The sequence below is a fragment of the Klebsiella sp. TF21-TM genome, assembly GCF_019753495.1.
GTDB lineage: Bacteria > Pseudomonadota > Gammaproteobacteria > Enterobacterales > Enterobacteriaceae > Klebsiella > Klebsiella quasipneumoniae.
Window position 1 is genome coordinate 40,316 of record NZ_JAIJYL010000003.1, and the last position, 12,753, is coordinate 53,068.

A 12,753-nucleotide genomic window follows, 5' to 3' on the forward strand; every position below is an offset into this window, starting at 1 on the left:
ATTGTGCATATGCCCGAAGCCCGGATGAGATATGTGGAGTTGTGGAAGCGGTCACAGAACGAAAAAAAGCCCCTGCCCTCGGCGAGGGAAGGGGCTGGGATCAAGCGCTGACGATTACTGCAGCAGCAGGTAGATAGAGGCGTCGCCGCGCTGAATGTTCAGCGCCAGCACGGACGGTTTGGCGTCGAAGATTTTCCGCAGATCGGCGATGTTTTTCACCGGCTGCTGGTTGGCCCCGACAATGATGTCGCCTTTCTTGAGGCCAATCTGCGCCGCCGGGGTGCCGGCTTTCACATTATTGACCACCACGCCTTTGTCCTGACCCTTGTTGCTCATTTCCGCCCCTTCAATCCCGTTGAAGATGGTGCTGGAGTCAACCTGGGTCTGGTTGCTCTGCTGCAGTTCGACGGTGACGGTCACCGGTTTGCCATCGCGCAGCAGGCCAAGCTCAACCTTGCTGCCGATAGGCATGGTGCCGACCTGAGCACGCAGCGCGGCGAAGCTGCTGATCGCCTTCCCGTTGAGGGAGGTGATCACGTCGCCGGCTTTAATGCCCGCTTTCGCGGCCGCCGACCCCGGCATCACCTGGCTGACGAAGGCGCCGCGCTGGGCGTCGACTTTCATCGCTTTCGCCAGCTCAGAGTTCAGTTCGGTGCCCATGATGCCGAGCTCGCCGCGTTTCACCTGGCCATATTTCACCATCTGTTCGGTCAGGTTTTTCACCATGTTGCTCGGGATAGCAAAACCGATACCGATGTTGCCGCCGTCCGGCGCCAGAATGGCGGTGTTGATGCCGATCAGCTCGCCGTTGAGATTCACCAGCGCGCCGCCGGAGTTCCCGCGGTTAATCGCCGCATCGGTCTGGATAAAGTTTTCGTAGTTTTCCACGTTCAGGCCGCTACGACCCAGCGCGGAAACAATCCCGGAGGTCACGGTTTCGCCCAGACCGAACGGGTTACCGATAGCCACGGTGTAGTCGCCGACGCGCAGCGCGTCAGAGTCGGCAAGCTTAATTGCCGTCAGGTTTTTCGGATCCTGAATCTGAATCAGCGCGATATCAGAGCGCGGGTCTTTACCCACGACTTTGGCATCAAACTTACGACCATCGCTCAGCTGGACCTTAATCGTGGTGGCGTTGTCCACGACGTGGTTGTTGGTCACCACATACCCTTTGGCCGCATCAATAATCACGCCGGAGCCCAGCGCCATGAATTTCTGCTGCTGGCCGCCGTCAGGCTGACCGCCCTGTCCGCCGCCCTGGCAAAACGGCGAACTCTGGAATGGAGAACCATCCTGGCAGAACGGCGAGTTATCGCCAAAGAACTGCTGGAAGTTACGCGGCATCCGTGGGGTATTAACGGTGGTGCTACCTTCAACGTTAATGCTCACCACCGACGGCATCACTTTCTCCAGCATCGGGGCCAGGCTTGGCATCTGCTGCGCGTTAGTGGCCGAAGATGCCGTTTCCGCCGCGCTCGCAGAGAGCGGGGACAATGCCAGACCTAAACTCAGAGCCAGTGCACTCATTGCTAACGTGGTTTTTTTCATCAGTTTCAATCTCAATATCAGAAAACGAAAGTTGCTGTGTACGTGACTATCAGAGTCATTTTATAGCGCTAAGTTCCGGAATTAAGTTTCTGGAAAAAGTAAAAATTTATTGTCCATCTTTACAAAACTCCAGCCTATTCCACCGCCATCAGTCGTCGATATTCATCCCACGCATATAAATCCGTCATCCCGCTGATATAATCCTGAATCAGACGGCAGCGATAATAGTATTCCATCAGCGCAAATTCAGGCGCTGTGCGCGCGAGCTTATTTACCGCTTCCACATAGGCCAGCCGGTGGCGGGTTGAAAGTTTCTGATACAGCCGGGAGGCAATGGGTAAACGCCGTACCCGCTCCTGCGCTACTAATTCGCTGAAATCCTCCAGTGATAATTTCAGCAGCGGCTGATAGATATCCAGCAGGCCGCTGATCACCCGGTAGCCCTGCAATTCCAGCTGCTCGACATCCGGATGGCTAAACACCTGTTTAATCGCTACATTTTTATAAAGCTCCAGCAGCTGACTGCAATCGCTATCGTCCTCGAGCAGCGCATGATTAAAGTCGCCCGTAAAGATGGCCGGCAGGTTGTCAATAAATCGGCGCGCCGCGTAGGGCACCAGCTTATTCAGCGTGTTCACCCGCAAATACATAAAAAACTGATCTTCCGCGCTCTGCTTCAGGGAATTGGCTCGTGATTTCTCCCAGGCATTTTCCACCACCTGCGAGAATAACGATCCTTTTTCATGGCTGCCCCAGGCGTCGTAAAGATGCTGATAAAGCTGCTCAGCGCTGAAAATACGTTTTTCCACCGCGTCCTCGAGATCCGCGACGCAATATGAGATGTCATCCGCGGCTTCCATAATCCAGGTTAATGGGAACCGATTGTAAGGCGCCAGATCCAGTTCTTTACGCAGGCGCGCCACATACTCCTCTTCGGCTAAATAGTAGCCAGGCTTCTTCATTAAATAACTGTGGCTGGCTGGCGTCGCCTCGGACCACCACGCCGGACGAGTATATTTCAGAATACAGCCGACCTGCGCCCAGGTCAGATTCATGCGCATCAGCGTATGGACCAGACGAATGCCCTGGGCGTTGCCCTCAAAGCAGCAGAGATCCTGGCGCACTTTGCGGCGCAGCGCGTTAAGCGACGTTTCCCCCTCCTGCAGGCGTAATGCCTGCACTTCACAGCGATCGTCGGTCAGCGGCTGCCCGAGCGCATCGCCGGGCGCCAGACGCTGGCGGAACCAGTCGTTAATCGCCGCCTCGCCAAAATGGCCAAACGGCGGGTTGCCGATATCGTGCATCAGGCAGGCCATCTCCACGACGCTCTCGAATGGCCCGGTCAGCTCTTCCAGGCCATACTCTTCCAGCAGCCTCTGCTCTTTCAGCCGGCTCAGTACCTCTTTGGCGATATAACGCCCCACCTGCTGCACCTCCAGCGAGTGGGTCAGACGGGTACGCACCGCTGCGTTGCGCTCCAGCGGGAAGACCTGAGTTTTTTGCTGTAAGCGACGGATGGCCGGCGAGTTGACGATCCGTCCCCGATCGCTTTCGAAGATCCGCAGGATGTCGCGCTCCGTCTCGACACGCGGCGGCGAACGGAAGCGTCGACGCCAGTTTATCTTGTTGCGAAAATCAATCTTTGCCATAGCCTCTCCCGCGCGAGCAATACGCTTCCCCTTAAGCGCATGATAGACTATGCAACTAAACCTGACACATCGCGAGTAAATCTATGAAAATTGGCATTATTGGCGCTATGGAAGAGGAAGTTACCCTTCTGCGCGACAAAATCGAAAACCGCCAGACTATCACTATTGGCGGGAGCGAAATCTATACCGGCCAACTTCACGGCGTTGACGTCGCGCTGCTGAAGTCTGGTATCGGGAAAGTGGCGGCGGCGATGGGCGCGACCCTGCTGCTGGAGCGTTGCCAGCCTGACGTGATCATTAATACCGGCTCAGCCGGCGGCCTGGCGTCGACGCTGAAGGTCGGCGATATCGTCGTCTCCGATGAAGCGCGCTACCACGACGCCGACGTCACCGCCTTCGGTTATGAGTACGGCCAGCTGCCTGGCTGCCCGGCGGGCTTTAAAGCGGACGAAAAACTGGTGGCCGCCGCGGAGAGCTGCATTAACGCGTTAGATCTCAATGCCGTTCGCGGCCTGATCGTCAGCGGCGATGCCTTCATTAACGGCTCTGTCGGTCTGGCGAAGATCCGCCATAATTTCCCGCAGGCGATCGCTGTGGAAATGGAAGCGACCGCTATCGCTCACGTTTGCCATAACTTTAAGGTTCCCTTCGTGGTGGTTCGCGCCATCTCCGATGTGGCCGACCAGCAGTCTCACCTCAGCTTTGAGGAGTTCCTTGCGGTCGCCGCCCGACAGTCCACCCTGATGGTGGAGAATCTGGTCCAGAACCTGGCACGTGGCTAAGTCGCTCTCCTTCGCGCTTGCCGCGCTGCTGTTACTCGCCCCGGCGTGGCTGCTGGCCGCGCCGCGGGTGATCACCCTCTCTCCCGCCAATACCGAACTGGCCTTTGCCGCCGGGATCACGCCGGTCGGCGTCAGTAGCTATTCCGATTATCCGCCGCAGGCCAAAACGATTGAGCAGGTTGCCAGCTGGCAGGGGATGAACCTGGAGCGCATCGTAGCGTTAAAGCCAGACCTGGTGCTGGCCTGGCGCGGCGGTAATGCCGAACGTCAGGTTAACCAGCTGCAGTCGCTGGGTATCCACGTCCTCTGGGTGCAGACTTCGACCATCGAAGAGATCATCGCCACCCTGCGTCAACTGGCGAAGTGGAGCCCGCAGCCGGAAAAAGCGCAGCAGGCGGCGCAGGCGATGCAGCAGGAATACGATGCGCTGAAAGCGCGCTATGCCAGCGCGCCGAAGAAACGCGTCTTCCTGCAGTTCGGTTCCGCCCCGCTGTTCACCAGCGGCCCCGGCTCGATTCAGGATCAGGTGCTGAGGCTGTGCGGCGGCGAGAATATCTTTGCCGCCAGCCGCGTTCCCTGGCCGCAGGTGAGCCGCGAACAGGTGCTGGCCCGTCAGCCGCAGGCGATTGTGTTGACCGGCGACGCCAGCCGCATCGCCGAGGCGCAGCGCTTTTGGCAACATCAGCTCACCATTTCGTTGATTGCGTTACACAGCGACTGGTTTGAACGCGCAAGCCCACGTATTATCCTCGCCGCCAAACAACTTTGTGCGGCGCTCGACCAGGTAAAATAACCATCCGGTAAAGCGGATGTTCAGTGGGAATCAACGATGCTTGTCTATTGGCTGGATATTATTGGCACGGCCGTTTTCGCGATCTCCGGCGTTCTGCTGGCCGGAAAATTACGCATGGACCCGTTTGGCGTGCTGGTGTTAGGCGTGGTGACGGCGGTGGGCGGCGGAACCATCCGCGACATGGCGCTGGCGAATGGCCCGGTATTCTGGGTCAAAGATCCCACCGATCTGGTGGTGGCAATGGTCACCAGCATGCTGACCATCCTGCTGGTCCGCCAGCCGCGCCGGCTGCCGAAATGGATCCTGCCGGTGCTCGACGCCGTCGGTTTAGCGGTGTTTGTCGGCATCGGCGTGAATAAAGCCTTTCTCGCCGGCAGCGGCCCGCTGGTAGCGGTATGCATGGGGGTGGTGACCGGCGTTGGCGGCGGGATAATCCGCGACGTGCTGGCGCGCGAAATTCCTATGATTCTGCGCACCGAGATCTACGCCACCGCCTGTATTGTCGGCGGCATTGTCCACGCCACCGCGCACGACACCTTCCATCTCCCGCTGGAGAATTCGGCGATGATGGGGATGGTGGTGACCCTGGCGATCCGGCTGGCGGCGATCCGCTGGCACCTGAAGCTGCCGACATTTGCCCTGGACGATAACGGACGGTCATAAAAGCAAAACGGTAACCCTGAGGTTACCGTTTTTAGCGTTGGCGCCCTCTCGCTGCGAGAAAAAGCCCCCTGCCGCGCTCGCTTTAAACGCTGAACGAGGACCCGCAGCCGCAGGTGCTTTTCGCGTTCGGGTTGGTCACGATAAAGCGCGAACCTTCCAGCCCTTCGGTATAGTCGACAGAGCCGCCGACCAGGTACTGCAGGCTCATCGGGTCAACCACCAGGCCGACACCCTGTTTCTCAATGGTCATATCCCCTTCGTTCACCTGATCGTCGAAGGTGAAGCCATACTGGAAACCGCTGCAACCGCCGCCGGTGATATACACGCGCAGTTTCAGGTTCGGATTATCTTCATCCGCAATCAGGTGTTTTACTTTATTGGCTGCGGCTTCGGTAAACTCCAGCGGCAACGCTACGTCATCACTCATTTTTTGCTCCCATTGATACTTCCGGCCGGTTAAAGAATAACCGGACCTTTTGAGCCATTATCTAATACCCTGGTAAATCGTTCAAGTATTCTCCCGGGGTGCCTGCTGCGCTTTTGCCGCCTGCTCGGCCTCCTGCTTCGCCAGAGTACGTTGCAGAATGGTCGAATACAAAGGCTTACCGCCGAGGAATTGCGCCAGTAGTGTTGCGCCAAGGCAGGTAATAATCATTGGCAAAATGAGCTGATAGTTATCGGTCATCTCCAGCACCAGCACAATCCCGGTCAGCGGCGCGCGCACCGAGGCGGCGAGCAGCGCCCCCATGCCGGCGATGGCGAAGGTGCCGGCATCGAGATGGTAGGACGGAAACAGCGGAATAGCCGCCATGCCGAACGCCGTGCCCAGCAGCGTGCCGAGCGCCAGCATCGGGGCGAAAATGCCGCCCGGCGCGCCGGAAGAGAAGCAGATCAGCGTGGTCACCACGCGGGCAATAAAGATGAACAGCAGCAAACCGACTGAGAAGTTACCGGCGGCGGCGATGGGGATCAGGTTAAAGCCACCGCCCACCGCGGAGGGCTGCATCAGCCCCAGCAGGCCGCAAAGCCCGCCGATGCCCCCGCCTATTAACACCCATTTTTTGATGTGGCCGCCGTGAATGCGCTGGAACAGATCCTGGGTGCGTAGCACCAGAAAATTAAACAGCGGACCAAAGCAGCCAAACAGCATCCCCAGCACCAGGTACAGCCACAGGGTATTCACCGGGGCATTGCTCAGCTTGCCCACCTCTATAATTGCCGCCTCGCCGTTGAAAATGCGAAACACAATGCTCGACATGATCACGCCGGTAAATACCGCTTTAATGGAGATCAGGTTGTAGCGGAACTGCGGGCGCATCTCTTCGATGATAAACAGGATACCGGCCAGCGGCGCGTTAAAGGCCGCTGAGAGCCCCGACGCCGCACCGGTCGCCAGCAGCGTGTGCCGCGCTTCCGGACTGCGCATGCGGAAAATATCCAGCACCATACGTCCAATGTTGCCGCCAAGCTGCACCATCGGCCCCTCGCGTCCCAGCACCATTCCGGCGCCCAGGGTCCCCATGCCGCCGATGAATTTCACCGGCAGCACGCGCCACCAGCGAACCGGCCGCAGCTCCTCCAACGCCCCTTCGATTTCCGGGATCCCCGATCCGCCAGCCTCCGGCGCAAAACGGCGCACGAGGAAATAGCCGACCATCGCCAGCAGCGCCGACAAGATAAACGCCAGCGGCCAGACCAGATACCAGTGATCCGCCACCTGCGCCAGCGCGCCGATCCGCTGGTTCTGCACCCAGTTCACGCTCTTTTCAAACGCCACGCCCACCAGCCCGGCCAGCGTGCCGACCACCGCCGCCATAAACAGCACCGCCAGCGGCGTTTTATCGCGCTGAATCAACCGGCGCACCGCATCGCCGCGACGCACCCGCACGAACTGATGTGCTTCAAAAGAGGGAGTTTCTGCTTTCATGCCATTATCAATTATTGGTAATACAAATGAAGAGAGAGGCATTTTAGCCGCCCCGGCGCGCTGCGTCGTCAAAAAAATGCCCTTGCGGCACATTGTTTCAATTGGGCAAAACTTTCATAACCATCCTGGAATAACTTAGAATAGCCGATAAAACATTTTTCACGAACCAGGACCCTGGCCATGAGCAAATCTGAAAATCTGTACCACGCCGCGCGTGAACTGATCCCCGGCGGCGTTAACTCGCCGGTCCGCGCCTTCACCGGCGTCGGCGGCACCCCGCTGTTTATCGAACGCGCGGATGGCGCTTACCTCTATGACGTGGATGGGAAAGCCTATATCGATTATGTCGGCTCCTGGGGTCCGATGGTGCTGGGCCACAACCATCCGGCGATCCGCAACGCGGTGATCGAGGCGGCGTCCCGCGGCCTGAGCTTTGGCGCGCCGACCGAAATGGAAGTAAAAATGGCGGCGCTGGTGACCGAGCTGGTGCCGACCATGGATATGGTGCGCATGGTGAACTCCGGTACCGAAGCCACCATGAGCGCGATTCGCCTGGCGCGCGGCTTCACCGGCCGCGACAAGATCATCAAGTTCGAAGGCTGCTACCACGGCCATGCCGACTGCCTGCTGGTGAAAGCCGGTTCCGGCGCGCTGACCCTCGGCCAGCCGAACTCGCCGGGCGTGCCGGCTGATTTCGCCAAACATACCCTGACCTGCACGTATAACGACCTCGCCTCCGTGCGCGCGGCGTTCGAGCAGTATCCGCAGGATATCGCCTGCATCATCGTCGAGCCGGTCGCCGGGAATATGAACTGCATACCGCCGCAGCCGGAGTTCCTGCCGGGCCTGCGCGCGCTGTGCGACGAATTTGGCGCCCTGCTGATCATCGACGAAGTGATGACCGGCTTCCGCGTGGCGCTGGCGGGCGCGCAGGCTTATTACGGCGTGGAGCCGGATCTGACCTGTCTCGGGAAAATCATCGGCGGCGGGATGCCGGTAGGCGCCTTCGGCGGCCGTCGCGAGGTGATGGACGCGCTGGCGCCCACCGGTCCGGTCTACCAGGCCGGAACCCTCTCCGGTAACCCGATCGCCATGGCCGCCGGCTTCGCCTGCTTAAGCGAAGTGGCGCAGCCGGGCGTGCATGAAACCCTCACCGAGCTGACCAACCAGCTGGCGCAAGGCCTGCTGGATGCGGCGCGTGACGCCGGGATCCCGCTGGTGGTCAATAACGTCGGCGGCATGTTCGGCATCTTCTTTACCGATGCCGAAACCGTCACCTGCTATCAGGACGTGGTGAAGTGCGATGTCGAACGCTTCAAGCGCTTCTTCCATCTGATACTGGAGGAAGGCGTGTACCTGGCGCCGTCAGCGTTTGAGGCTGGCTTTATGTCCGTCGCCCACAGCGAAGAAGATATCGACAATACCATCGACGCCGCGCGTCGGGTATTTGCCAAACTGTAAGGTGCTTGAATGCCTGGTGACGCAGGGAGTTTCCCGGATGCGGCGCATTGCGCCTTATCCGGGTTACCAAATCGCACAGCACTGTAGCCCCGGTAAGCACTAGCGCCACCGGGGATTTTCCCGGATGCGGCGCATTGCGCCTTATCCGGGCTACCAAATCGCACAGCACTGTAGCCCCGGTAAGCACTAGCGCCACCGGGGATGTTGAGGCCATCGGGATCGTTAGCGGCTCTGCTTCCTCAGCAAATAGATAAAGTACGGCGCGCCGATAAAGGTCGACAACAGCCCCGCCGGGATCTGGTACGGGAACATGATCATCCGTCCGCACCAGTCGGCGAAGACCAGCAGCAGCCCGCCAGTCAGTCCGGAGATCACCATATGCGGCAGCGTTCGCCGGAAGCCCATCATGCGCGCAATATGCGGCGCCATCAGCCCGACGAAGCTCAGCGGGCCGATGGTCAGCGTCGCCGCCGCCGTCAGGCAGGCCGCCAGCAGCAGCAGAACAATCCGCGATGACGTCAGCGCCATGCCCACCGCCCGCGCCGCCTCCCCGCCCAGCGGCAGGATGGTTAACCAGCGGCGACAGAGCGGCGCCAGCGCCAGCAGGACCAGCATCACCGCGCCGCTGCGTACCACCCTCTCCGGCGTCGCGCTGTAGGTCGACCCCGAGATCCACGTCAGGATCTGCGCCATGCGCGGATCGCCGCTGGCCTGCAGCATCATCAGCAGCATGGTGAAGGCGGTACTGAGCGCCATCCCCGCCAGCAGCATCCGATGCGGCGAGAAACCGCCCCGTCCGGCGGCCAGCATAATGATCAGCAAAGTGGCCGCCGCGCCAAGGCTCCCGGCCGGCAGCAGCCAGCCAAAGGCGTCGCCAGGCACGAAGAACAGCATCAGCACCACGCCAAAGGCGGCGCCGGAGCTGATGCCCAGCACTTCCGGGCTGGCCATCGGGTTGCCGGTCAGGCGCTGGATAATACAGCCGGCGACCGCCAGCATCACCCCGGCGAACAGCGCCGACAGCACCCGCGGCCAGCGCCAGGGCAGCAGTTGCTCCAGCAGATCGCCGTGAGCCCACAGCCAGCCGTGGGCATCGCGACCAAAGGCCATCGCCACGCTCATCGCCAGCAGCAGCAACGCGACGCCCCCGAGAACAAACCATTGCACGTGATAGCGCTCAGGCTGCACATTATCGCCGCCGTTCATCACCGGGGCGCTGATGCTGCGCAGCCGCGGCAGCAGCCACAGCAGCAGCGGCGCGCCGATCAGGGCGGTGACCGAGCCGGTGGAGACTTCCCGCCATACCCGGCTCAGCCAGAGGATCACCTGATCGGAAAGCCACAGGAGCAGCGCGCCGATCAGCGCCGCCAGCAGCAGCCGGGCCAGCAGTCGACGGGCGCCGAGCATTTTCGCCAGCAGCGGCGCGAACAGGCCGATAAAGCCGATAATCCCGACCGCGTTGACCAGCAGCGCGCTCATCACGATCGCCAGCGTCAGGGCGCCGAGGCGCGCCAGAGACAGCGCCAGCCCCAGGTTGCGCGCCACCCCGTCATCGAGCCCCATCAGAGTCAGCGGACGCAGCAGCAGCAGGGTGAGTATCGCCCCGCCCAGCAGCTGCGGCCACAGGCGCTGCGCCACGCTCCAGTCGGTTTGCGTCAGCGTCCCGGTGCTCCACAGGAACATGCTCTGCAGCTGGTCGTGATGGAAAATCACCATCAGCTGGTTAAGCGCCCCGCAGTAGAGGCTGACCACCAGGCCCGCCAGGATCAGCGTTACCGGCGACAGACGCTTGCCCCAGGAGACGCCAAACACCAGCGCCCCCACCAGACAGGCCCCGGCCAGCGCGGCAAACTGCGACGCCAGCACGCCGGGGATGGCCCACAGCGTGGTGACCGTTATCCCCAGCTGCGCGCCGGTGGCGACGCCAAGGGTGGTCGGCTCCGCCAGCGGATTGCGCAGCACCTGCTGGAACAGTACGCCGACCAGTCCCAGCCCGGCCCCCACCAGCAGTGAAACGGCCACCCGCGGCAGCAGGCTGTAATGAAACAGCATCTGGGCAATCTGATCGCTATCCGGCTGCCGCAGCGCCTGCCGCCATTGCGCATAGGGCAAGGCGACATTGAGATTGACGATACTCAACGCGAAGGCGGCAACCAGCAGCGCGGCCAGCAGGATACTGGCTAACGGTGAAATACGCGTATTCATGCCGGACTCCCCTGGGCCTCGGCCAGCACGCGGGCAAAATGCATCGCCGACAGCGTCGCGCCATAGAACCACACCGCCGGAACGCGCTGGAAGCGCCCCGCGCGCACGAACGGCATCGCCTGCCACAGCGGGGTCGCCAGCAGCTGGGTCATCTCCCGCTCGTTACCATGATCAAAACAGATCACATCGGCCTCGTTAAACGCCGCCAGCCGGTCGATGCCAACGCTAACGCTGCCCCAGAACGCCGCTTCGCCGCGCCAGGCGTTTTTAATACCAAAGCGGTCAAGCACCTCCTGGAACAGGCAGTTTTCGCCAAACACCAGAACGTGGCGCGGATCGAGCAGGGAGATCATCAGCAGCGGACGGTCGCCGCGTCCGGCAAAGCGCGGCTTCAGGCTCGCCATCAGCGCCTCAAACTCCGCCAGGTGGCGCTGAGCCTGCTGCGGTTTGCCCAGCAGGTCAGCCATCTCCAGCAGCGAGCGCTGAGCCATCGCCAGCGGGCGTTTGCCGTCGCTAAAGGTGAATCCGCGACCGGGGGCGATACGCGCCAGCTTCTCCGGCGACGGGCCGTAGCCTGCTGACCAGACGATAAACGACGGTTTCATCTGCGTCAGCAGCTCAAGATTGGGTTCAGTGCGCAAACCGACATCGATCACCGAGTCGGGCAGCGCGGGCTCGTTCACCCACAGGCGATAGTTAGGGATATCGGCCACGCCGTAAGGCGTGACGCCCAGCGCCAGCAGGAGCTCCGCCGGCAGCCACTCCAGGGCGACCACACGCTGCGGGTCAACGTTCGCCGCCTGCGCGCCGCGCATCTGCCACAGCAGCGGCGAGAGCGCCATCGCGGTCAGCAGGCGACGTCGGGTTATCTGAGTCGGGGCCATCATCAATAGACAAAGCTTACCGGCGCCGCGCCGGCCGGGTGCGGCAGGATCCCCATCGGGATGCCGTAGATTTGTTCCAGGGTGTCGCTGCGCATCAGTTCCGCCGGCGTCCCCTGGGCGATCATTTCCCCGCCGCGCAGGGCCACCAGATAGTCGCAGTAGCGGGCCGCCATATTAATGTCGTGCAGGACGGCGATCACCGTCAGCCCGCGCTGCTGGCTGAGACGATGCACCAGCGCGAGGACATCAACCTGATGGGCGATATCCAGCGCCGAGGTGGGTTCATCGAGCAGCAGGCAGCGGCTATCCTGCGCCACCAGCATGGCGATCCACGCCCGCTGGCGTTCGCCGCCGGAGAGGCTGTCCACCAGACGATGGGCGAGCGGCTTCAGCCCTACCAGCGCAATCGCCTCTTCCACTTTCTCGCGGTCCGCCGCGCCAAAGCGACCCAGCGCGCCGTGCCACGGATAGCGGCCGATCGCCACCAGCTCGCGCACCGTCATACCTTCGGCCGGCGGCAGCTGCTGCGGCAGATAGGCCACTTTGCGGGCAAAGGCTTTGCTGCCCCAGCTCTCCAGCGGCTGGCCGTCCAGCAGCACATCGCCTGCGGAAGGCGGCTGATGGCGGCCAAGCATTTTCAGTAACGTCGACTTGCCGGAGCCATTATGGCCGATCAGGCCTGTGACTTTTCCGGCCGGGAAGGTGAGCGAGAGCGGATGGAGCAACGTGCGGCCAGGCACACGGAAAGTGACGCGATCCAGCGCGAAGGTGGTTTCTGCGTGCGGAGTCTGTTCCTGCATAGCGATAACCTGATAAAGGGCGCGGCGAACCGCGCCCGTAG

At 61.2% G+C, this 12,753-nt stretch carries 11 protein-coding genes; 4 read left to right on the forward strand and 7 right to left on the reverse strand.

The annotated features are described in order from the left end of the window. Window positions 1-114 precede the first annotated feature (114 nt). Together degP and dgt are read right to left on the reverse strand one after the other, a co-directional pair. Window positions 115-1,548, reverse strand: a complete 1,434-nt coding sequence (gene degP, locus K5R89_RS03765) for a serine endoprotease DegP (protein ID WP_023292042.1) — start codon at window positions 1,546-1,548, stop codon at window positions 115-117. A 134-nt stretch (window positions 1,549-1,682) separates the two neighbouring features. Continuing rightward, on the reverse strand, window positions 1,683-3,197 hold the full coding sequence (dgt, locus tag K5R89_RS03770) for a dGTPase (RefSeq protein WP_023292041.1): 1,515 nt from the start codon (window positions 3,195-3,197) through the stop codon (window positions 1,683-1,685). A gap of 83 nt (window positions 3,198-3,280) precedes the next feature. Between dgt and mtnN the strand changes: the two genes are divergently transcribed. From mtnN to K5R89_RS03785, 3 genes are read left to right on the forward strand one after another with little or no spacing between them, the layout of a single operon-like run. After that, window positions 3,281-3,979, forward strand: a complete 699-nt coding sequence (mtnN, locus tag K5R89_RS03775; RefSeq protein WP_023292040.1) for a 5'-methylthioadenosine/S-adenosylhomocysteine nucleosidase — start codon at window positions 3,281-3,283, stop codon at window positions 3,977-3,979. After that, entirely contained in the window at window positions 3,972-4,772 is an 801-nt protein-coding gene (gene btuF / locus K5R89_RS03780) for a vitamin B12 ABC transporter substrate-binding protein BtuF (protein WP_217219886.1), read from the forward strand. Before mtnN ends, btuF begins: the two co-directional genes overlap by 8 nt. A 36-nt stretch (window positions 4,773-4,808) precedes the next feature. Next, window positions 4,809-5,435, forward strand: a complete 627-nt coding sequence (locus tag K5R89_RS03785; RefSeq protein WP_023292038.1) for a TRIC cation channel family protein — start codon at window positions 4,809-4,811, stop codon at window positions 5,433-5,435. A gap of 82 nt (window positions 5,436-5,517) precedes the next feature. Here K5R89_RS03785 and erpA read toward each other — a convergent pair whose 3' ends face one another. Both erpA and clcA read right to left on the reverse strand, forming a co-directional pair. Next, the gene (gene erpA, locus K5R89_RS03790) at window positions 5,518-5,862 is read right to left on the reverse strand and encodes an iron-sulfur cluster insertion protein ErpA (RefSeq protein WP_002889275.1); all 345 of its coding nucleotides are present in this window, start codon (window positions 5,860-5,862) and stop codon (window positions 5,518-5,520) included. Between the two features lie 81 nt (window positions 5,863-5,943). Further along, entirely contained in the window at window positions 5,944-7,362 is a 1,419-nt protein-coding gene (gene clcA, locus K5R89_RS03795; RefSeq protein WP_217219888.1) for a H(+)/Cl(-) exchange transporter ClcA, read from the reverse strand. A 180-nt stretch (window positions 7,363-7,542) separates the two neighbouring features. Here clcA and hemL point away from each other — a divergent pair, with 180 nt between their 5' ends. Then, a complete protein-coding gene (gene hemL / locus K5R89_RS03800) occupies window positions 7,543-8,823 on the forward strand; it encodes a glutamate-1-semialdehyde 2,1-aminomutase (RefSeq protein WP_217259208.1) in 1,281 nt (426 codons plus the stop codon). A gap of 222 nt (window positions 8,824-9,045) precedes the next feature. On the opposite strand, the gene fhuB is transcribed toward hemL, so the two are convergent. From fhuB to fhuC, 3 genes are read right to left on the reverse strand one after another with little or no spacing between them, the layout of a single operon-like run. After that, window positions 9,046-11,028, reverse strand: a complete 1,983-nt coding sequence (gene fhuB / locus K5R89_RS03805) for a Fe(3+)-hydroxamate ABC transporter permease FhuB (RefSeq protein ID WP_180263709.1) — start codon at window positions 11,026-11,028, stop codon at window positions 9,046-9,048. After that, complete coding sequence (gene fhuD / locus K5R89_RS03810) at window positions 11,025-11,915, reverse strand: Fe(3+)-hydroxamate ABC transporter substrate-binding protein FhuD (RefSeq protein WP_023292035.1); 891 nt, start codon at window positions 11,913-11,915, stop codon at window positions 11,025-11,027. The genes fhuB and fhuD overlap by 4 nt, the downstream gene beginning before the upstream one ends. Next, on the reverse strand, window positions 11,915-12,712 hold the full coding sequence (fhuC, locus tag K5R89_RS03815) for a Fe3+-hydroxamate ABC transporter ATP-binding protein FhuC (protein ID WP_004204431.1): 798 nt from the start codon (window positions 12,710-12,712) through the stop codon (window positions 11,915-11,917). The genes fhuD and fhuC overlap by 1 nt, the downstream gene beginning before the upstream one ends. Window positions 12,713-12,753 lie beyond the last annotated feature (41 nt).

What these genes read in the sequence shown, in the direction of transcription:
- hemL (WP_217259208.1), top strand. Translation starts at nt 7,543, where the DNA reads ATGAGCAAATCTGAAAATCTGTACCACGCCGCGCGTGAACTGATCCCC.
- fhuD (WP_023292035.1), bottom strand. Translation starts at nt 11,915, where the DNA reads ATGATGGCCCCGACTCAGATAACCCGACGTCGCCTGCTGACCGCGATG.
- fhuB (WP_180263709.1), bottom strand. Translation starts at nt 11,028, where the DNA reads ATGAATACGCGTATTTCACCGTTAGCCAGTATCCTGCTGGCCGCGCTG.
- clcA (WP_217219888.1), bottom strand. Translation starts at nt 7,362, where the DNA reads ATGAAAGCAGAAACTCCCTCTTTTGAAGCACATCAGTTCGTGCGGGTG.
- mtnN (WP_023292040.1), top strand. Translation starts at nt 3,281, where the DNA reads ATGAAAATTGGCATTATTGGCGCTATGGAAGAGGAAGTTACCCTTCTG.
- dgt (WP_023292041.1), bottom strand. Translation starts at nt 3,197, where the DNA reads ATGGCAAAGATTGATTTTCGCAACAAGATAAACTGGCGTCGACGCTTC.
- degP (WP_023292042.1), bottom strand. Translation starts at nt 1,548, where the DNA reads ATGAAAAAAACCACGTTAGCAATGAGTGCACTGGCTCTGAGTTTAGGT.
- erpA (WP_002889275.1), bottom strand. Translation starts at nt 5,862, where the DNA reads ATGAGTGATGACGTAGCGTTGCCGCTGGAGTTTACCGAAGCCGCAGCC.
- K5R89_RS03785 (WP_023292038.1), top strand. Translation starts at nt 4,809, where the DNA reads ATGCTTGTCTATTGGCTGGATATTATTGGCACGGCCGTTTTCGCGATC.
- fhuC (WP_004204431.1), bottom strand. Translation starts at nt 12,712, where the DNA reads ATGCAGGAACAGACTCCGCACGCAGAAACCACCTTCGCGCTGGATCGC.